The organism is Rhodococcoides fascians A25f, assembly GCF_000760935.2.
GTDB lineage: Bacteria > Actinomycetota > Actinomycetes > Mycobacteriales > Mycobacteriaceae > Rhodococcoides.
The window spans coordinates 445426-469127 of sequence record NZ_CP049744.1 but is presented as its reverse complement, the minus strand read 5'-3'; the positions used below and the strand labels follow the sequence as shown (position 1 = coordinate 469127).

Annotated in this window: 2 protein-coding genes (1 of these 2 running past the window's edge); both read right to left on the bottom strand. The window is 64.3% G+C overall.

Going from position 1 to position 23702, the window contains the following annotated elements; translation table 11 throughout:
- Nucleotides 1-4: 4 nt before the first annotated feature.
- A complete protein-coding gene (locus BH93_RS02095) occupies nucleotides 5-7132 on the bottom strand; it encodes an amino acid adenylation domain-containing protein (protein ID WP_052065243.1) in 7128 nt (2375 codons plus the stop codon).
- Nucleotides 7129-23702 carry the 3' portion of a non-ribosomal peptide synthase/polyketide synthase gene (locus BH93_RS02090; RefSeq protein WP_165712605.1) on the bottom strand. It continues 3847 nt past the right edge of the window, so the window shows 16574 of its 20421 coding nt (coding positions 3848-20421); the start codon falls outside the window, past its right edge; its stop codon occupies nucleotides 7129-7131. The genes BH93_RS02095 and BH93_RS02090 overlap by 4 nt, the downstream gene beginning before the upstream one ends.

Here is a 23702-nt window from a genome sequence, read left to right as displayed (position 1 = left end):
ACCTTCAGGAACTCTGAAGGTGGTTTGTAAGCAGGCACGCGACCTGCGCGACTGCGGTCTCGTCCGTCATGAGTGCCCCGTGTGCGGCGTCGATCCGGTGCACCTCCATCGCCTCAACGTGCGGTGTCCAATCCCGCGGGTCGAGTCCGGATGCCGACTCCGGTTCAGTTCGAGTCGCCTGTAAGAACAGCATGGTGGTGTCGACGCGGCGAGGCACATGACGGCGCATGATCCGCACATTGTTGACGTAGGTGTCGCGGACTGCTGCCATCTCTCCGGCTTCGAGGTGTCCGATGGACACCCCCTCTGCGAGCAGGTGATCCCGAAACCGAGAGAGCAATGCTGTCTCGTCGCCGTCGAGTTCAGCGGGGTCGAAGGCAAATCCGAAGTGCCGGAAGTTGCGCTCGATCAGCTCACGTTCGTCGAGTTCGGCTGTCCGCAGGTTGATCTCGGACGGGTATGCATCGAGGATGGCCAGCAATTCCACCTCCTCGCCTGCCTCGAGCAGATGCCCGGCTAGAGAGTGGGCGACATTCCCGCCGAACGACCAGCCGAGCAGGCGGTAGGGCCCAGACGGCTGGACTGTTCGGATCTGGGCCGCGTAGTCAGCTGCCATCTCCTCGATGCTTGCGGCCGACCGATCGCGGCCGTCGAGCCCTCTGGCCTGCAGCCCGTAAAGCGGGACATCGGTATCGAGATGGGCAAGTAGTCGCGCGTAGCACCAGCCGTAACCAGCGCCGGGATGCACGCAGAAGATCGGGGTGGCTGTTCCGGCTGCACGCAGGGGCAGAAGTACACCGTGCGCATCGCCGACAGTGCTGTTGTCTTCGAAGGATGCTGCCAGCATCTCCACGGTTCGAGCCTCGAAGATCCGGCGGACTGGTAAGTGGATTCCAAGCTCGACCCGAATCCGCCCGATCAGTGCAGCCGCGAGGAATGAGTGACCACCGAGTTCGAAGAAATCCTCGTCGATACCGATGGTGGCCAGGCCGAGTACCTCTCCGAACAGGCGTGCCACGACCGCTTCCCTATGGTCGCGCGGACCTCGTCGCGCAGTGGCCGGCTCTCGGTCGGGGGCCGGCAACGCCCGGCGATCCAGCTTGCCGTTGGAGTTCAGCGGCAGCTCATCCAACGAAACGTACGCTGCGGGCACCATGTGTTCAGGCAGAGACTGCCCCACATGCTTGCGCAGAGTTGACGGTTCGGGAGCTTCTCCGGTCGGCACGACGTAGGCGATAAGTCGTGAGCCGGCATCCACAACGACGCGTACGGACGCCACATCGGGGTGCTGAGAAAGCACTGACTCGACCTCACCCAACTCGATCCGGAAGCCGCGAACTTTGACCTGATCGTCAGCCCGTCCGAGGAAGTCCAACTCGCCGGCACGAGTCCAACGAGCGAGGTCCCCGGTCCGATACATACGCGTGCCCGGCAACCCGAACGGGTCGGCCACGAACCGTTCGCCGGTACGCGCCGCTTGATTCAAATAGCCGCGTGCTAGACCAGCACCTGCTACATACAGCTCACCGGTAACCCCAGGGGGCACCCTTCGCAGCCGTTCGTCGAGTACGTGAATCAAACTGTGGCACACCGGTTGGCCGATTGACGGGACCGCGGACCACAAATCCACGTCGGCCGCCAACGCGGTTGCCGTCACGACATGCGTCTCCGCCGGACCGTAATGGTTGTGCAAGCGTCTGTCCGGGACTGCAGCGACCCACCGCCGAAGCAATGGGCTAACCGTCAGCGCCTCTCCAGCTTGGGCCACTGTCGTCAAAGCGGGTAATGCAGTGCCGGCGGCCTCGGCCGCTCGAGCCAGTGCCTCGATCACGACTGTTGGCGAATACAGCTCGTTGACTCCGGTATCTGCGAGCCAGCTGACGAAGACCGGGGGATCGCGGCGGACATCCTCAGGGCAGGAGACAAGCGTCTTACCGAACAAGACCGAGGACAAGATCTCCTGGACCGAGACGTCGAAACTCACTGCTGTGAACTGGGCGACTAGCGATCCCGGAACGGCGGGCACTGCCTCGGCGTGCCATGTCAGAAGATTGAGGACCGCCGACGCGGTCATCGTGATGCCCTTGGGCCGGCCGGTCGAACCCGAGGTGTAGATCACGTAAGCAGGGTGCGACGGACGAAGAATCGCAGTGCGCTCCGCGTCGCTGACGGGCCCGGTTACCTCTTCGGAGTCGCCGTCCGGATCAGTGGGATGCGACCCGAGATCACACACGTCCATCCACTTCACGTCGCGCAGCGGAATACGCTCGGCAAGCTCGGCCGATGTCAGCACAATCGACGGCTTTGTCTCTGCCAACATCAGCTCGATACGAGCGGCCGGATACTCCGGGTCGAGGGGCACGTAGACCGCACCGGCCTCGAGTATGGCGACCAGGGCGGTCACCAACATGGCCGAACGTGGCAATGCCACCGCCACAAGGGATTCCGGTCCGATGCCCTGGCCGATGAGGGTGCGGGCGAGTCGCCGCGACCGGCGGGCCAACTCCCCATATGTCAGCCTGACGGATCCGTCGACCACGGCCACAGCGTCCGGGCAGCTGATCACCTGCGTATCGAACAGCTCGGGCAGGGTGGTCATTGGATGCTGATGGACCGGCCCCTGCCAGGTCACGGCAAGCAACTCTTGCTCTTCAGCGCTGAGAATATCGAGCTCACCGAGGGGTCTGTCGGGCTCAGCGAGGGCACGCTCCGCGAGTCGCAACAGTCGCTGAACCAGCGACCTGGCGGTGTCCTCGTCGAACAGATCGCTGCTGTACTCCAGCCCGGCACCGAGACCGCCGTCCTCCTGCCGATCGGAGAAGGCGAACATGAGGTCGAACTTGGCAGAGCGTGATTCCGCGTTCACCGCATGTGTCCGCAATCCAGCCAGCATGAACCCCGACTTCCGGCCGAGATCAGCGGTATTGTTGAACGTCAACATCACCTGGAACAATGGATGCCTGGCCAGTGAACGCTCTGGATTGAGCAGCTCGACAAGTCGCTCGAACGGCACGTCCTGATTGTCATAGGCGGCCAGGTCGGTCGCCCGCACCCGGGCCACCAGCTCTCGCAGGCTCGGTGCGGACGAACAGTCCGTACGCAGTACCAGTGTGTTGACGAAAAAGCCCACCAAGTCATCGAGTGCTTCGTCCGTGCGCCCAGCGATCGGGGTGCCCAGCGGAATATCATCTCCGGCACCCAACTGTGACAACAGCGCCGCGACCAACGCCTGCATCACCATGAAAGGGCTCGCGTTGCACTCGGCGGAATAGGCGATGATCCTTCGATGTAACGCCGGTTCGATCTCGAAGCGCACCACCCCGCCGCGATGAGTCGCTACCGCAGGTCGGACTCGGTCGGCGGGTAGCTGTAGCTCCGTGGGCAGGGCCGCCAGCTGCTCGCGCCAGTACGTGAGCTGCCGGGCAACGGTACTGCTCGTATCGTCCTCGGTACCCAGCAAGGCCCGCTGCCACAATGCGTAGTCGGCGTACTGAACGGGGAGTGGGTCCCAAGCGGGTGCCTTGCCTTCCAGGCGCGCTTGGTACGCCGCCCCGAGATCACGGGCGAGTACTGGCACCGACCAGCCATCACCTGCGATGTGGTGCACGAGCACAAGGAGCACCTGTTCGTCCGGACCGAGTGTGAACAGATGGGCGCGCATAGGCGGTTCGGCACTGAGGTCGAATCGGTGTCGGGCCACGTCAGCGACCTCACGGTCCACCGCGTCAGGGGCGATAGCGGTGACCTCAAGTCTGGGACGGCTCGCCGCGCTACTGAGCACGACCTGGTGAGACTGGTCGCCCTCGACGACGAACACGGTGCGCAGGCTCTCGTGCCGCTCCACAACATCGCCCAGCGCACAACGAAGTGCGTCGACATCGAGCAGACCGGTCAGCCGCACCGCAAGCGGAATTGTGTATGCCGCTGCCCCGTTGTCGATCTGGTCAAGAAACAAAAGTCTGCGCTGCGCGTACGACGCCGGCACCCGCTCGGGCCGTGGCATCGCCCCGACAAGCGGTTTCCGGTCGCTCCGTTCGATGTCCAGCGCCGGGCCCAGCGACGCTACAGTCGGGGTCTCGAAAAGCTGCCGGATGCTGATCTCTACTCCCAGAGCAGATCGGATGCGGCTGACCAAACGCGTCGCGAGCAGAGAGTGCCCGCCGCAGGCGAAAAAGTCGTCGTCAATATCGACAGCCGGGATCCCCAACACGGCCGCGAACAGAACACACAGAATCTCTTCGCGTGGGTCACGGGGCGCGCGTCCAGCAGGCCGTGCAATTTCGCTGGGGGCGGGCAGTGCAGAGACATCCAGCTTTCCGTTACGGGTCAGAGGGAACGTCGCGAGGGCAACGAACGCGGCCGGTACCAGATAGCCGGGCAAGCGAGCGGCCAAGCGAGCGCCGAGGCCCACCGTGACGTCGGGATCGCCGACGACATAGGCGACCAGTCGTCGATCCCCTTGCCGATCCTCTCGAGCCAATACCGTGACACGTGCCACACCCGGCTCGGCAGCGACGGCTGCCTCCACTTCACCCAGCTCCACACGGAACCCCCGCAGCTTCACCTGTCTGTCACCGCGTCCGACGTAAGCAAGGGTGCCGTCGGCGTCGCGGCGCACCAGGTCACCAGTGCGGTACATTCGCTCTCCTGGCGCGCCGAAGGGGTCCGCAACGAAGCGCTCGGCCGTACGGTCTGGCCGACCGAGATAGCCGCGCGCCACACCGTCACCTGCGATGTAGAGCTCACCCACGAAGCCTGGATCCACAAGCCTCAGCGACGTATCGAGAACTAGGGTGCGCATACCATCGAGCGGCCGACCGATCGGCATGATCGCCGGGACCGGCTGGGTCGGCGGTAGTGCGTGACGGAGCGCAAACGTCGTGGTTTCGGTGGGGCCGTATCCGTCCACGACGGTCGTCGACGGGCACGCGCTCCGTACCTTCGAGATTGCGTCAGTGGCAACGACATCGCCCCCGGTCCAGACCTCGTGAACCCCGAGGAAGGATTCTGGGGCCTCGTCAGCGACCAGGCCGAAGAGCCCCGCTGTGAGCCATAACGCAGTCACCCCGGATCCGGTGATCAGTTCGGACAACTCTCGCACGCTCAGTTCGCCGGGTGGGGCGACGACCAGTGTGCCGCCCGACAGTATCGGCACCCAGAACTCGTAGGTGGCGGCGTCGAAGGCATGTGGTGCATGAAGCAAGACCCTCCGTTGTACCTCCGGATTCCAGCACCGGTCTCGGGCGAGGGCTGCGACATCGCGGTGAGTCACCGCTACTCCCTTGGGGCGTCCGCTGGAGCCCGAGGTGTACATGACGTACGCAAGGTTGTCGGGCCGCACCGTCGACTCGGTTACGAACCTGGGCTGCTCGTCGGGGGAGCACCGGTCCTCCAGACCAAGGATCGGCGCGCCGACGCATGCCGCCTTCTCACCGTTTGCGGCGTCCGTTAGTACAAGCAGCGCCCCGGTCTCTTCGACGATGAGCCTCATGCGCTCGACGGGATCATTCGGATGAAGGGGCACGTAGGCACCTCCCGCCATGGCCACGCCGAGTGTCGCGACGACGAGTTCGACGGACCGGTCGGCCAACAGCCCGACCCTGGCTTCCGGCCCGACCCCGCACTCAACGAGCCGTGATGCAAGATGGCGTGCTTGCCCGTCGAGCTCGGCGTAGGTCAGCGAGTTACCGCCCGCGACGACGGCGACACCATTCGGAACACGCCGAACGCATTCGTCGAACAGCGACGGCAGTGTTGCGGGTTGGCGGCCCGGAGCTCCTGTGGACGCCTCGATGATTGCCGCAGTCTCGTCGGGTGCAAGGAGCTCGAGGTGGCGCACCGATCGCGTGGGGTTCTCTGTGAACTCCTGCAGTACTGCGAGGAATCGGCGCAGCACTGTCTTGGCGATGGCCGGGTCGACGACGCTCGGGCGAATATCAAGCCGCAGGTGGACATTCCGGCGGGCGACTGCGACGAGAGTGAGGGGGTAATGGGTGCCGTCGGCATTGCGTCGTCCGACGATACGTAACCCATGGTCCGCGCCGTTCGGCGGCGGACCTGCCACATCGACAGGGTAGTTCTCGAAGACCATCGAGGTGTCGAACAGCTCGCCGTGGCCGGCCAATTGCTGAATTTCTCCAAGCCCCAAGTGCTGGTGAGCTGACATCCGAGACTGTTCGTCCTGTAACCGTGCCAGCAGCTCGGTGAGCGACTCGGCGGGGCGCAGACTCACTCGCATCGGCACTGTGTTGATGAACAGGCCAACCATTGTCTCGATCCCCGGCAGCTCTGGAGGGCGACCCGACACCGTCACACCGAAAACGACATCGTCGCGGCCCACTAGCCGGGCCAGCGCGATGGCCCAAGCGCCCTGGACAATGGTGTTCAAGGTCAGGCCGAGCTCTCTTGCCTTTCGGGTCAGCGCGCCCGTCGCTGCTTCGTCGAGCTCGTGTTCCACCCTTTCCACGCCCATGCTGATGGCACCTGTGCGACCCCCAGCCACCAGTGTCGGATCCGCAAGCCCGGTGAGGTGGTCGGACCAAGCCTGTCTGGCCTCACCTCGATCGCGGCCGGCCAACCAGGCCAAATAGTCCCGAAATGGGCGTACATCGGGCAGTCCTCGGGTGTCTCCGCGTTGCAGGTAGAGCTGGAACAGCTCTCGCACAAGAAGCGGCTTGGACCAGCCGTCGAGCAGAATGTGATGGTTTGTCAGAACGAACCAGTACCGGTCGGCAGCCAGCCGGATAAGCATGAACCTGATCAAAGGTGGCCGCGCCAGGTCGAACCGTTTCGCGCGGTCGTCCGCCATAACACGCTCGATCTCGGCAGCTTGGTTCTGACCGAATAGCCCGGAGAGGTCCACATCGGTCCATGACACCGTCACCGCTTTCGGGACGATCTGCACGGGCTGCTTCACCCCGTGGTGGCGGAACGCTACACGTAGGTTCGAGTGACGAGTGAGCAGTGACTCGGCCGCCGCTCGCAGGGCGACGGCATCCAGCTCGCCCTCCAGGGAGAACGACTGCTGAACCGCGTACGCATCGGGAGCCGATTCGTCGAAGACGCTGAGGAACAGCAGCCCCTCCTGTAGCGGCGACAGCGGCAGAATGTCCTGCACCCCAGAGCGGCTCATTCCTCGTCCTCCCAATCTGCTTCGAGATGGTCGATTTCGCTTTGGTCCAGCAGAATCAGACCGACGTCCGACGGGGTGAGCCCGCCGGACGCCCCGTGCCTGACATGGTCGACAAGAGCGGTCAGCGCGCGGAACCAGGCATTTGCCACTGTCTCCACCACGTCTTCGTCCACGAGTCGACGGGCCCACGTCCAGGTCGCTCGCAGCACGGGGCCATCGGGACCGTCGTTGGTGCGAGCGTTGAGCTCGACTACGTGCCCCAAAGCTTGTCTAGGGTCGACAGCTCCGGCACCGGCCGCGCCGCCGAGATCGGTCCACGCAGGGATGTCTATGGGGTCGGATGTCGGGCCCACCGAGCCGACCGTGAATCGACCCAGATAGTTGAATCCCAGTTCAGGGTCCGGCAGTCCCTGGAATGCCGGACTGGTGTGCGCGTTGAGGTAACGCAACAACCCGTACCCCATGCCGCGGTCGGGTACTGCTCGCAATTGCTCCTTCACTCGCTTCAGCAACGTGCCGGCGGCTGCGCCGCCCGCCCATGCCTCGGCCCGGTCTACGCCGCCGATGCTGAGCCGGACTGGATGCACCGAGGTGAACCATCCGACTGTGTTACCCAGATCCACGTCACCGGCAAAGTCCTCTGCCCGACCGTGGCCCTCGAGATGCAAGAGCGCCGAGTCGTCGCGGGCGCCGGGACGGTCAGCAACGGCCAACAGAAACGCGGTGAGCAGCACGTCGTTGATATCTGCGTGATAGGCCGCCGGCACGGAGGTGAGCAGCTGCTCGGTGATCATGGTCGGCAGCTCCAGCGTGAGGTGCCCCGCAGAGGCCTGGGTGTCGAGAGCTGGATTCAACGGGCCTGACCCGATGGAGCGCTCGGCTTCACGGGAAAGCGTATGCATCCAATGCGGAACCTCGTCACGGCGAGCCGGCGCGGTAGAAGCCTCGATCAGCCGTAACGCCCACTGCCGCACCGAGGTACCCACTGGATACAAATCGGCCGCTCGTCCAGCCAACGCCGACCGCGCGGATTCGACCAGATCTGGAATGAGGATCCGCCATGACACCCCGTCTACGACGAAGTGGTGCACGATCAGCAGGACCAGCCCGGTGCAATCGGGTCCACGATCGAACAAGACGGCGGCAAGCATCCGACCCTCGCGCGGCGCGAGACGGTCGCGGGCCTCAGCGGTGTGCTCGGCCACCGTCGTCCGCAGTGCTTCGCCGGGAAGTCCAGTGGCGTCGACATGCGTAACCATCTGGGAGGCCTCGATCGAGCCCGGATCGGAGATGTGCAACCCGCCGGCGTCGTCCAGGAGTGTCGCGCGCAGGGCGTCATGGTGATCCAGCAGGCGCTGCACGGCTCCGGCAAGGTGTCGTTCATCCAGTTCGGCAGGCACGCTGAGCAATCGTGACTGGTTGATTTGGTCAACAGGCCCTCCCCTGCCCAGCGTCCAGTGCATGACTGGAGTCAGGGGCATCGCACCGAGTGCGGACCCGGGGCCTTCGGCCCGCTCCGCGGCCGTATCAGAAAGGATCGTGGCCAGTCGCGCTACGGTGCGGTGTTCGAATATGTCCCGAATGGAAAGGACCAGACCAGCCCGGCGTGCTCGACTCACTAGCTGGATGGACATGATGCTGTCACCGCCGAGGTCGAAGAAGCCGTCATCGATCCCCACCTCGGTCAACCCCAGCACTTCGGCGAAAAGCCCTGCCAGGGTCGTCTCGCGCGCGGACCGCGGTCTGCGGTCGGTCGCGGTCCGCACCGCGTAATCCGGAGCCGGTAACGCAGCGCGATCGAGCTTGCCGTTTCGTGTGAGGGGTAGAGCGTCCAGCAAGACGAACTCGCTGGGCACCATGAACGCCGGAAGACGGGTAGCTAGGTACTCCCGTAGGTCGGGGACACTGCTTGCCACGACGTACGCCACGAGCCGCTTGGCACCCGGGTGGTCCTCTCTCAGCACCACAGTGGCGTCCCCGACTTGCGGGTGGCTAGCGAGTGCACTCTCGACCTCGCCCAGCTCGACCCGGAAGCCGCGCAGCTTCACCTGGTCGTCCCGGCGACCGCCGAACTCCAGCATCCCAGAGGGCAACCAACGCACGATGTCGCCGGTTCGGTAAAGGCGGTTACCGGAGCCAAATGGGTTTGCGATGAACCGGTCTGCTGTCAGCGCGGGGCGGCCCAAGTATCCGCGGGCGAGCCCGGCACCACCGATATACAGCTCGCCGAACACACCGGGCGACACCGGGCGAAGTGAGTTGTCCAGGACAAAGGTGGTGGTGTTCCAGAGTGGTCTACCAATCGGCACGATGGCGGGTACATCTGTTCCCGCACGCATCTGGTTGACCGAAGAGAACACGGTGGTCTCGGTTGGGCCGTACTCGTTTGCCACCACGGTGTCGGGGCAGGCCTCCAGGACTCGGCCGACCGCAATCGGGGAGACGACGTCGCCGCCCGCCCACACTTCCCGAACCTCTGAGAAGCAACCGGGGTGTTCATCGGCGAGCACTCGGAAGAGCCCGGCACTGACAAACAGTCCGCTGATTCCGCCCGCCGTGATCTCTTCTGCAAGGTCGTGTACGGCGAGTCGACCCGGCCGTGCGACGACAACCCGGCCGCCGTTGAGCAGCGGCACCCACATTTCGAACGTCGAAGCATCGAAGGCGAACGGAGAATGCATCAGCACCCGGTCGTGATTTCCTCGGCACCAGTACCGGTTCACCGCGAGGTGAGCAATGTTGCGGTGGGTGTTTGCGACGCCTTTCGGAAGGCCGGTCGAACCCGAGGTGTGCATCACGTAGACGAGCTGCTCGGGTCGGACAGACACCGGGGGTGGACTGACCGGCGAGCCGGAGCGGGTATCCGCTGGATGGACAACTGTTACGTCCAAATCGGCAGGCAGATCCGCAGCGACGCGATCGGTGAGCAGCACTACCGTCTCGGTGTCTCGAAGGACCCAGAGTGTTCGGCTTTCAGGCTGTTCAGGGTCAAGTGGCACGTATGTTCCGCCCGCTTTGAGCACTGCCAGGGCCGAAGCCACCATGTCGAACGAGCGTTCCATGAGAATCGCGACGCGGCTCTCCGCAACGACTCCAAGACCGATCAACTCCTGGGCAAGTCGATTGGTCCAGGAGTCCAGTTCGGCGTAACTGAGTTGAGTGGAACCGAGTGTGAGTGCGACGGCGTCCCGATCCCGCGCCACCTGATCGGCGAAGAGCGCCGGGATCGACCGATCGGCCGGGAAAGACTCGGAGGTGGTGTTCCATGTGGAGACCACCAGCTCGTGTTCCTCGTCACCGAGTATCTCGACATCGTTCACGGGTGTATCGGGGCGTGTGACAGCCCCTTCCAACACTCGGACGAAACGCTCGGCGAGCGACCGGGCCATGTCGCGATCGAACAGGTCGAGGCTGAACTCCAGCTCGGCCCGAATCCCATCCGGACGTTCGCGCAGCTCGAACGACAGGTCGAACTTGGCGAACTCAACCTCGGTCGACAGTCCGGTCACCGTCAGGCCGATCGGCTCTGAGACGCGTTCGGTCTCGGTTGTGCGGAGGTTGTCGTAGGTCAACGCAACTTGGAACAGTGGGTGGCGGCCTGTGGATCTTTCCGGGTTGAGTGCTTCGACGACCCGCTCGAACGGCACGTCCTGGTGTGCGTATGCGTCGAGGTCTGTCGTGCGGATCCGATCGAGGAGTTGCCGGAAGGTCGGGTCGCCCGAGAGGTCCGTGCGGAGCACGAGTGTGTTGACGAAGAAGCCGATCAGGTCGTCGAGTGCGTCGTCGGTGCGTCCAGCGATGGGGACTCCGATGGGAATATCGGTGCCCGCACCACTCCGGTAAAGCATGGTGGACACCGCCGCCTGCATGACCATGAAGGTGCTGGTTCCAGAGCTTTGAGCCAGAGTGTGTACGGCACGTCGCAGCGCATCAGGAATGTCTATGGCAACCCGACCACCGCGTTCGGTTGCCATCGCGGGACGAGTACGGCTGGTGGGTAGGGTCAGTTCCTCGGGTGACCCGGCGAGGCGTTCGCGCCAGTACGCCAACTGCCGAGCCAGAACACTGTCCGGATCGTCAGCGGTGCCCAGGGCGGTGTCCTGCCAGAGCGCGTAGTCCGCGTACTGCACCGGCAACGGATCCCACCCCGGCTCCTCTCCGGACCGTCGGGCTTCATAGGCCGTGGTCAGATCCCGGGTCAGCGGACCGGTCGACCACGCATCGGTCGCGATGTGGTGCGCGAGCAGGAGCAGCACATGCTCGTGTGGACCCACCTCGAACAACGTGGCTCGGAACGGGGTCTCCACCGAGATGTCGAAGCCGTAACGGGTTGCTACTGCCAGGTCCTCCTCCAGCCCGGCCTCCGAGGAGCTGACGATGGTCAGCCTCGTGCTCGAGTGCTCGAGCACCGTCTGGACCGGCCCGTCGTCGCCATCTGTGATGACCGTCCGCAACACCTCGTGCCGCCCGACGACATCGCCCAGCGCCGCATCCAATGCGTCACGATCCAACTCACCACTCAGCCGCAGCACCAACGGCACGTTGTAGACCGCCGAGGGACCGTCGAACCCGAACAAGAACCACAACCGTCGCTGCGCCGCCGACAACGGCACTGTCACCGGCCTCGGCACCACAGCCCGCACCTGCACCCGCGCCGACTCCGACCCGTCCAGCAACCCCGACACACCCGCTACCGTCGGGGCCTCGAACAACTGCCGAATCGACAACTCGACACCCAACACACCCCGCACCCGCGACACCAACCGCGTCGCCAACAGCGAATGACCACCCAGCTCGAAGAAACTTTCATCGATCGACGGTGCAGCAAGACCCAGAACCTCACCGAACAATCCGCACAGAATTTCCTCGCGCGGCGACCGAGGACCCCGTCCGGTCACCGAACCCCACACCGGAGCCGGTAGAGCTCGTCGATCCAATTTCCCATTCGGCGTCAACGGCAACTCGTCCAACACCACGAAAGCCGACGGCACCATTACCTCCGGCAATCGCCCCCGCACCGATTCCCGCAACATCCCCACATCGACCCCGGGAACCCCGCCAACCCCCGCCGCCGGCACTACATATGCCACCAACCGCACATCACCCGGCGCGTCTTCCCGTGCCACCACGACAACGTCGCCCACCGAGTCGCACTCACCTACACACGACTCGACCTCACCCAACTCGATTCGATGACCCCGCACCTTCACCTGATCATCGACCCGGCCGACGAATACCAACTCCCCCAACCGATTCCACCGCACCACGTCTCCCGTGCGATACAACCGGCCACCCGTGCCGAACGGATCCGCCACAAATCGCTCCGACGTCAAACCCGCCCGGCCCAGATAGCCCCTCGCCACACCCGTTCCCGCGATATACAACTCACCCGCCACGCCTACCGGAACCACCCGCAAACCCGCGTCCAGAACGAATACCTGCGTGTTCGCCACCGGTGACCCGATCGCTGGAACGTCCGCACCCGAGACGCCACCGGACACCGACCACACCGTGGTCTCCGTCGGCCCGTACACATTCGTCACCGAACCCACCGGACCTACGGCCTCGACCAGACGCGCGGCCAACTCCGCAGACAACGCCTCACCACCGACCAGAACCTGCATTCCGCTCAGCGCATCCGATCCGGAGCCGGCGACCGCGCGCCACCAACTCGGTGTGGCCTGCACTGCCGTCACCCCAGATCCGGCGATCAACGCGCGCACCGCGTCCGGATCCCGCACAGTGTCTCGATCCGTGAGCACCATGGTCGCCCCGGATACCAAGGGCCCGAACAATTCCAGACCCGCGATGTCGAACCCGACCGTCGTCGCAGCCAACACCCGATCCCCCGGCCCCCACCCGAACCGGTCCACCATGTCGACCAAGAAGTTGGTGAAAGCGCCACCGGGCACCACCACACCCTTCGGTCGCCCGGTCGACCCGGACGTGTAAATCACATACGCCGGCGACTCAGGCCAACTGCACATCGACTCGAGACCGTCACCACGGTCCTGTTCCATGAACTCCAGCTCGGCGAGGTCGACCACGGGCACATCGAGCGCCGGCAACCGATCACCCGTCCCATCGGCCGTCAGAACCAACAGCGGGGCCGCATCCGCCACCATGAAGCTCAGCCGCTCCGCCGGATAGTCCACATCCAACGGCAAGTAACCCGCCCCGGATTTCAACACCCCCAACAATGCAGCGGGCAACCCCGCAGTGCGCGGCACTGCCACACCCACCAACCGCTCCGGACCCGCTCCTCGTGCCACCAAACCTCGTGCCACTCGATCCGACCACGCATCCAGCTCCGCGAACGAGACCACCACGTCGTCCACCACCACAGCCGCCGAATCCGGCGACATGGCCGTTCGCCGCGCGAACATTTCCACCACCGACAGATCCGGCACCGACACCGACGTGTCGTTCCACCGCTCCACCAACTCCACGAACTCTGCGTCGTCCAGAACCGTGACCGCCCCGATCTGCGCATCCGGATCGGAAACCACTTCGGCCAACACCCGCACGAATCGATCAGCCAACGACCGCGCAGTCACCTCATCGAACAAGTCGCATGCGTACTCGACGACTCCGGAGGCCCCACCGGCATGGGCGTCGTCCACCAGGCCGATGCCAAGGTCGAACTTCGCGAGACCTGAGGTCAGCGGTTGAACTGTGGCGGTGAGATCGGGGAGGCCATCGAGGCTGTCGAGCGCTTGGCGCAGATCGGTGTTGTTGAGGGCGAGCATCACCTGGAACAGCGGATGCCGAGCCAACGACCGCTCCGGGTTCAGCACCTCCACCAACCGCTCGAACGGCACATCCTGGTGAGCGAACGCAGCCAGATCAGACTCTCGAACCCGCCCCACCAGCTCCCGGAACGACGGATCTCCCGAGACATCGGTCCGCAATACCAACGTATTCAAAAAAACTCCGACCAAATCGTCGAGAGCATCATCGGTACGCCCGGCAATCGGTGTCCCCACCGGCACATCCGCCCCTGCACCCGATCGCGACAGCACCACTCCCAGCGCCGCCTGCACCACCATGAACGGCGTCGCTCGGCACTCTCGAGCTACGACCCCGACCCGCTCCCAGACGCTCGGTGCGATACCGAAAACCACCCGACCACCCCGATAACTGGCCACAGCAGGCCGCGGGCGATCGGTCGGTAGATCCAGTTCCTCGGGGAGGTCCGCCAACTGCTCCCCCCAAAACTTCAACTGCTCAGCCAGCACCCCATCGACATCGCCTTCTTCACCCAGCACCGAGCGCTGCCACAACGCGAAATCTGCGTACTGAACAGGCAACGAAGCCCACTGCGGAGCCTCACCCTCACACCGCGCGGCATAAGCCACAGCCAAATCCCGGGCCATCGGGCCCCGCGACCACCCATCGCTTGCGACATGGTGCACGACCAAGAGCAGGACGTGTTCGTCTGCACTCACCGTGAACAACCAAACCCGGATCGGAATGTCCGAAGACAGGTCGAACACATGCGAGACTGCCTCGGCGAGTAGCCCTTTCACCTCGTCTTGATTCGATGACAGAACGTCGACCACGGGACGGGCACGATCGTCACTGGCGTCCAGCACGACCTGATGCGGTCCATCGGCGTCCTCCGCGAACACCGTGCGCAAACTCTCATGACGAGCCACGACATCACCGAGTGCAGCTCGCATCGCGTCGATGTCGAGGTCGCCATGCAACCGCAGGGCAACCGAAGTGTTATAGGTCGCCGAGCCGCCCTCGAACTGTTGCAGGAACCACAAGCGTTGCTGAGCGAACGAGAGCGGCACCCGATCAGGCCGGGGCAGCACCGCGATCACGGGAGGTCGGGACTCCCCGGCACCATCGACGGCGTCGGCGAGGCCGGCAACGGTCGGGGTCTCGAACAGTTGGCGGATCGGCAATTCAACCGACAACGTGCTCCGGATCCGCGCGACCAACCGGGTGGCGAGCAGGGAATGCCCGCCGAGATCGAAGAAACTGTCGTCGATCGTGGGTGCCGATACACCCAACACCTCGACGAACAACCCGCACAGAATTTCCTCACGGGGTGAACGCGGCGCTCGACCCGACCGGATCGCAATGTGCTGCGGCACAGGCAATGCCGCACGATCCAGCTTGCCGTTCGTAGTCAGCGGCACCGCATCGAGCGTGACGAAAGCGGACGGAACCATATATTCCGGCAGCTCCTGAACCAGGTGCTTGCGCCACGACGTGACATCTGCAGATCCGGAAACAGCGGGAACAACATAGGCAACGAGGCGGACATCGCCGGGGACATCCTCACGGACCACCACCACAGCTCGAACAACATCGACCCGCTCGCACAACCGGGCCGCGATCTCACCGGGCTCGATCCGATGCCCCCGCACCTTGACCTGATCATCCGCCCGACCTGCGAATACCAACTCGCCCGCAGCGCTCCACCGCGCCAGATCCCCCGTCCGATACATCCGCTCACCCGACGGACCGAACGGATCCGCCACGAACCGCTCCGATGTCAGACCCGCCCGCTCGTGATACCCACGAGCCAACACCGACCCCGCCACATACAGCTCACCCACAACACCCGGCGCCACCAAACCCAACCCAGCATCCAACACATACGCCCGCGAATTCCAGAACGGACGCCCCACCGGAACCGCACCCACCAATGCGCCCGACGGCACCCGATAATCCAAGCAATTCACCGTCGCCTCAGTCGGACCATACGCATTCACCACCACGACATCCGGATGCGCCGCCCGCCACCCCTCCAACAACTCACCCGACAACGCCTCACCACCGACCACCAACAACTCGGACGGCGAAAACTCCTCAGGCAACACCTCCAACAACGGCAGATGCGACGGCGTGACCTTCATCAACGAAGGCCGCACATCCACATCCGCGCGATCGTCCAACACCCCCAAATGCACACAACCACCCGACACCAACGGCGACCACAACGCCGTCACCGTCAAATCGAAAGCCAACGACGAATGCACCAACGACGACCCCGACACCGCAGGCTGATACACCACACGGGCCCGCTCCAGATACGCACCCAACGACCGATGCTCGACCACCACACCCTTCGGTCGCCCGGTCGAACCCGACGTATAGATCACATACGCCGCATCACCCGGATCCACCACCACATCCGGGACCCCACCGATGACCGGCAGCATCTCGACCTCATCGACCACGAGCACCGGAACCTTACTGCCCACAACCAATTCACGAGCCGACGAATCAGTCACCACCACCACCGGAGCGGCATCACCCAGCACGAACGACACCCGCTCCGCCGGATGATCGACATCCACCGGCACATACGCCGCCCCACGACGCAACACCGCCAACATCGCAACCACAGCACCCAACGTCGCCGGCAACACAACGGCGACACGATCACCACGCCCCACACCGCGATCACGCAACACCCGGGCCAACCGATCCACCCGAACGTCCAACTCCGCATACGTCACCGAAACCGAACCATCCACCACCGCCACCGCCGACGGCGTCGCCACTACCTGCTCCGCCACCAACTGCGGCAACAACACACCCCGAACAACCCGCCGCTCACCCGAACCCCAACCCAACAACTCGGCCCGCCCACCAGCACCCACAACATCGACCGCACCAACCGAAACATCCGGATCGACCACAACAGCACCCAACACAGCAAGCAACTGCCCCGCCATCCGGTCCACCGTCGCCCGATCAAACAAATCAGTGCTGTAATCGAGTACCCCGCGCAAGCCGGTGACACTTTCGGAAAAGCGGAAGGAGAGGTCGAATTTCGACGATTCACCAGGACCGGGCATCGAAGCAATCTCTAGACCTTCGACGCGGCCCGCAGTAGTAGCACTGGGGTCATCGCCGTTGTGAGCGACCATTACTCGGAACAGTGGGTGGCGGCCTGTGGATCTTTCCGGGTTGAGTGCTTCGACGACCCGCTCGAACGGCACGTCCTGGTGTGCGTATGCGTCGAGGTCTGTCGTGCGGATCCGATCGAGGAGTTGCCGGAAGGTCGGGTCGCCCGAGAGGTCCGTGCGGAGCACGAGTGTGTTGACGAAGAAGCCGATCAGGTCGTCGAGTGCGTCGTCGGTGCGTCCAGCGATGGGGACTCCGATGGGAATATCGGTGCCCGCACCACTCCGGTAAAGCATGGTGGACACCGCCGCCTGCACCACCATGAACGGTGTCGCCTGAAGCTCACGAGCCAACTCGGTGATACCACGATGCAAGTCCGCCGGAACCGTGAAACTCACCCGGCCACCACGGTGCGACGACACCACCGGCCGCGACCGATCGGTCGGCAGATCCAAGACATCGGGTGACCCGGCGAGGCGTTCGCGCCAGTACGCCAACTGCCGAGCCAGAACACTGTCCGGATCGTCAGCGGTGCCCAGGGCGGTGTCCTGCCAGAGCGCGTAGTCCGCGTACTGCACCGGCAACGGATCCCACCCCGGCTCCTCTCCGGACCGTCGGGCTTCATAGGCCGTGGTCAGATCCCGGGTCAGCGGACCGGTCGACCACGCATCGGTCGCGATGTGGTGCGCGAGCAGGAGCAGCACATGCTCGTGTGGACCCACCTCGAACAACGTGGCTCGGAACGGGGTCTCCACCGAGATGTCGAAGCCGTAACGGGTTGCTACTGCCAGGTCCTCCTCCAGCCCGGCCTCCGAGGAGCTGACGATGGTCAGCCTCGTGCTCGAGTGCTCGAGCACCGTCTGGACCGGCCCGTCGTCGCCATCTGTGATGACCGTCCGCAACACCTCGTGCCGCCCGACGACATCGCCCAGCGCCGCATCCAATGCGTCACGATCCAACTCACCACTCAGCCGCAGCACCAACGGCACGTTGTAGACCGCCGAGGGACCGTCGAACCCGAACAAGAACCACAACCGTCGCTGCGCCGCCGACAACGGCACTGTCACCGGCCTCGGCACCACAGCCCGCACCTGCACCCGCGCCGACTCCGACCCGTCCAGCAACCCCGACACACCCGCTACCGTCGGGGCCTCGAACAACTGCCGAATCGACAACTCGACACCCAACACACCCCGCACCCGCGACACCAACCGCGTCGCCAACAGCGAATGACCACCCAGCTCGAAGAAACTTTCATCGATCGACGGTGCAGCAAGACCCAGAACCTCACCGAACAATCCGCACAGAATTTCCTCGCGCGGCGACCGAGGACCCCGTCCGGTCACCGAACCCCACACCGGAGCCGGTAGAGCTCGTCGATCCAATTTCCCATTCGGCGTCAACGGCAACTCGTCCAACACCACGAAAGCCGACGGCACCATTACCTCCGGCAATCGCCCCCGCACCGATTCCCGCAACATCCCCACATCGACCCCGGGAACCCCGCCAACCCCCGCCGCCGGCACTACATATGCCACCAACCGCACATCACCCGGCGCGTCTTCCCGTGCCACCACGACAACGTCGCCCACCGAGTCGCACTCACCTACACACGACTCGACCTCACCCAACTCGATTCGATGACCCCGCACCTTCACCTGATCATCGACCCGGCCGACGAATACCAACTCCCCCAACCGATTCCACCGCACCACGTCTCCCGTGCGATACAACCGGCCACCCGTGCCGAACGGATCCGCCACAAATCGCTCCGACGTCAAACCCGCCCGGCCCAGATAGCCCCTCGCCACACCCGTTCCCGCGATATACAACTCACCCGCCACGCCTACCGGAACCACCCGCAAACCCGCGTCCAGAACGAATACCTGCGTGTTCGCCACCGGTGACCCGATCGCTGGAACGTCCGCACCCGAGACGCCACCGGACACCGACCACACCGTGGTCTCCGTCGGCCCGTACACATTCGTCACCGAACCCACCGGACCTACGGCCTCGACCAGACGCGCGGCCAACTCCGCAGACAACGCCTCACCACCGACCAGAACCTGCATTCCGCTCAGCGCATCCGATCCGGAGCCGGCGACCGCGCGCCACCAACTCGGTGTGGCCTGCACTGCCGTCACCCCAGATCCGGCGATCAACGCGCGCACCGCGTCCGGATCCCGCACAGTGTCTCGATCCGTGAGCACCATGGTCGCCCCGGATACCAAGGGCCCGAACAATTCCAGACCCGCGATGTCGAACCCGACCGTCGTCGCAGCCAACACCCGATCCCCCGGCCCCCACCCGAACCGGTCCACCATGTCGACCAAGAAGTTGGTGAAAGCGCCACCGGGCACCACCACACCCTTCGGTCGCCCGGTCGACCCGGACGTGTAAATCACATACGCCGGCGACTCAGGCCAACTGCACATCGACTCGAGACCGTCACCACGGTCCTGTTCCATGAACTCCAGCTCGGCGAGGTCGACCACGGGCACATCGAGCGCCGGCAACCGATCACCCGTCCCATCGGCCGTCAGAACCAACAGCGGGGCCGCATCCGCCACCATGAAGCTCAGCCGCTCCGCCGGATAGTCCACATCCAACGGCAAGTAACCCGCCCCGGATTTCAACACCCCCAACAATGCAGCGGGCAACCCCGCAGTGCGCGGCACTGCCACACCCACCAACCGCTCCGGACCCGCTCCTCGTGCCACCAAACCTCGTGCCACTCGATCCGACCACGCATCCAGCTCCGCGAACGAGACCACCACGTCGTCCACCACCACAGCCGCCGAATCCGGCGACATGGCCGTTCGCCGCGCGAACATTTCCACCACCGACAGATCCGGCACCGACACCGACGTGTCGTTCCACCGCTCCACCAACTCCACGAACTCTGCGTCGTCCAGAACCGTGACCGCCCCGATCTGCGCATCCGGATCGGAAACCACTTCGGCCAACACCCGCACGAATCGATCAGCCAACGACCGCGCAGTCACCTCATCGAACAAGTCGCATGCGTACTCGACGACTCCGGAGGCCCCACCGGCATGGGCGTCGTCCACCAGGCCGATGCCAAGGTCGAACTTCGCGAGACCTGAGGTCAGCGGTTGAACTGTGGCGGTGAGATCGGGGAGGCCATCGAGGCTGTCGAGCGCTTGGCGCAGATCGGTGTTGTTGAGGGCGAGCATCACCTGGAACAGCGGATGCCGAGCCAACGACCGCTCCGGGTTCAGCACCTCCACCAACCGCTCGAACGGCACATCCTGGTGAGCGAACGCAGCCAGATCAGACTCTCGAACCCGCCCCACCAGCTCCCGGAACGACGGATCTCCCGAGACATCGGTCCGCAATACCAACGTATTCAAAAAAACTCCGACCAAATCGTCGAGAGCATCATCGGTACGCCCGGCAATCGGTGTCCCCACCGGCACATCCGCCCCTGCACCCGATCGCGACAGCACCACTCCCAGCGCCGCCTGCACCACCATGAACGGCGTCGCTCGGCACTCTCGAGCTACGACCCCGACCCGCTCCCAGACGCTCGGTGCGATACCGAAAACCACCCGACCACCCCGATAACTGGCCACAGCAGGCCGCGGGCGATCGGTCGGTAGATCCAGTTCCTCGGGGAGGTCCGCCAACTGCTCCCCCCAAAACTTCAACTGCTCAGCCAGCACCCCATCGACATCGCCTTCTTCACCCAGCACCGAGCGCTGCCACAACGCGAAATCTGCGTACTGAACAGGCAACGAAGCCCACTGCGGAGCCTCACCCTCACACCGCGCGGCATAAGCCACAGCCAAATCCCGGGCCATCGGGCCCCGCGACCACCCATCGCTTGCGACATGGTGCACGACCAAGAGCAGGACGTGTTCGTCTGCACTCACCGTGAACAACCAAACCCGGATCGGAATGTCCGAAGACAGGTCGAACACATGCGAGACTGCCTCGGCGAGTAGCCCTTTCACCTCGTCTTGATTCGATGACAGAACGTCGACCACGGGACGGGCACGATCGTCACTGGCGTCCAGCACGACCTGATGCGGTCCATCGGCGTCCTCCGCGAACACCGTGCGCAAACTCTCATGACGAGCCACGACATCACCGAGTGCAGCTCGCATCGCGTCGATGTCGAGGTCGCCATGCAACCGCAGGGCAACCGAAGTGTTATAGGTCGCCGAGCCGCCCTCGAACTGTTGCAGGAACCACAAGCGTTGCTGAGCGAACGAGAGCGGCACCCGATCAGGCCGGGGCAGCACCGCGATCACGGGAGGTCGGGACTCCCCGGCACCATCGACGGCGTCGGCGAGGCCGGCAACGGTCGGGGTCTCGAACAGTTGGCGGATCGGCAATTCAACCGACAACGTGCTCCGGATCCGCGCGACCAACCGGGTGGCGAGCAGGGAATGCCCGCCGAGATCGAAGAAACTGTCGTCGATCGTGGGTGCCGATACACCCAACACCTCGACGAACAACCCGCACAGAATTTCCTCACGGGGTGAACGCGGCGCTCGACCCGACCGGATCGCAATGTGCTGCGGCACAGGCAATGCCGCACGATCCAGCTTGCCGTTCGTAGTCAGCGGCACCGCATCGAGCGTGACGAAAGCGGACGGAACCATATATTCCGGCAGCTCCTGAACCAGGTGCTTGCGCCACGACGTGACATCTGCAGATCCGGAAACAGCGGGAACAACATAGGCAACGAGGCGGACATCGCCGGGGACATCCTCACGGACCACCACCACAGCTCGAACAACATCGACCCGCTCGCACAACCGGGCCGCGATCTCACCGGGCTCGATCCGATGCCCCCGCACCTTGACCTGATCATCCGCCCGACCTGCGAATACCAACTCGCCCGCAGCGCTCCACCGCGCCAGATCCCCCGTCCGATACATCCGCTCACCCGACGGACCGAACGGATCCGCCACGAACCGCTCCGATGTCAGACCCGCCCGCTCGTGATACCCACGAGCCAACACCGACCCCGCCACATACAGCTCACCCACAACACCCGGCGCCACCAAACCCAACCCAGCATCCAACACATACGCCCGCGAATTCCAGAACGGACGCCCCACCGGAACCGCACCCACCAATGCGCCCGACGGCACCCGATAATCCAAGCAATTCACCGTCGCCTCAGTCGGACCATACGCATTCACCACCACGACATCCGGATGCGCCGCCCGCCACCCCTCCAACAACTCACCCGACAACGCCTCACCACCGACCACCAACAACTCGGACGGCGAAAACTCCTCAGGCAACACCTCCAACAACGGCAGATGCGACGGCGTGACCTTCATCAACGAAGGCCGCACATCCACATCCGCGCGATCGTCCAACACCCCCAAATGCACACAACCACCCGACACCAACGGCGACCACAACGCCGTCACCGTCAAATCGAAAGCCAACGACGAATGCACCAACGACGACCCCGACACCGCAGGCTGATACACCACACGGGCCCGCTCCAGATACGCACCCAACGACCGATGCTCGACCACCACACCCTTCGGTCGCCCGGTCGAACCCGACGTATAGATCACATACGCCGCATCACCCGGATCCACCACCACATCCGGGACCCCACCGATGACCGGCAGCATCTCGACCTCATCGACCACGAGCACCGGAACCTTACTGCCCACAACCAATTCACGAGCCGACGAATCAGTCACCACCACCACCGGAGCGGCATCACCCAGCACGAACGACACCCGCTCCGCCGGATGATCGACATCCACCGGCACATACGCCGCCCCACGACGCAACACCGCCAACATCGCAACCACAGCACCCAACGTCGCCGGCAACACAACGGCGACACGATCACCACGCCCCACACCGCGATCACGCAACACCCGGGCCAACCGATCCACCCGAACGTCCAACTCCGCATACGTCACCGAAACCGAACCATCCACCACCGCCACCGCCGACGGCGTCGCCACTACCTGCTCCGCCACCAACTGCGGCAACAACACACCCCGAACAACCCGCCGCTCACCCGAACCCCAACCCAACAACTCGGCCCGCCCACCAGCACCCACAACATCGACCGCACCAACCGAAACATCCGGATCGACCACAACAGCACCCAACACAGCAAGCAACTGCCCCGCCATCCGGTCCACCGTCGCCCGATCAAACAAATCAGTGCTGTAATCGAGTGAGCCCCGCAGCCCGGCCGGGTCGCCGTTATCTTCGCGATACTCGGCGAACCCGAACGACAAATCGAACTTGACGTGCTCCGTCTCGGCACTGACCTGCGTCACCTCAAGACCGGGGAGCGCCTCCACTTGAGCGACAGCACCCTGCGGGTCGGTGTTGTTGAAAGTGAGCAGTACTTGGAACAGTGGGTGGCGGTTGAGAGCTCGCGGCGGGTTAAGAGCTTCGACGACCCGCTCGAACGGCACGTCCTGGTGTGCATATGCCCCCAACGCAGATTCCCGCACCCGTCGGACGACCTCGCGGAACATCGGGTTCCCGGACAAGTCCACCCGCAATACGAGTGTGTTGACGAAGAAGCCGATCAGATCGTCGAGTGCGTCGTCGGTGCGGCTCGCAATAGGCGAGCCAAGTGGCACGTCGGTGCCCGCGCCCAGCCGCGAGAGCAACGCCGCCACCGCGGCCTGCACCACCATGAACGGTGTCGCCTGAAGCTCACGAGCCAACTCGG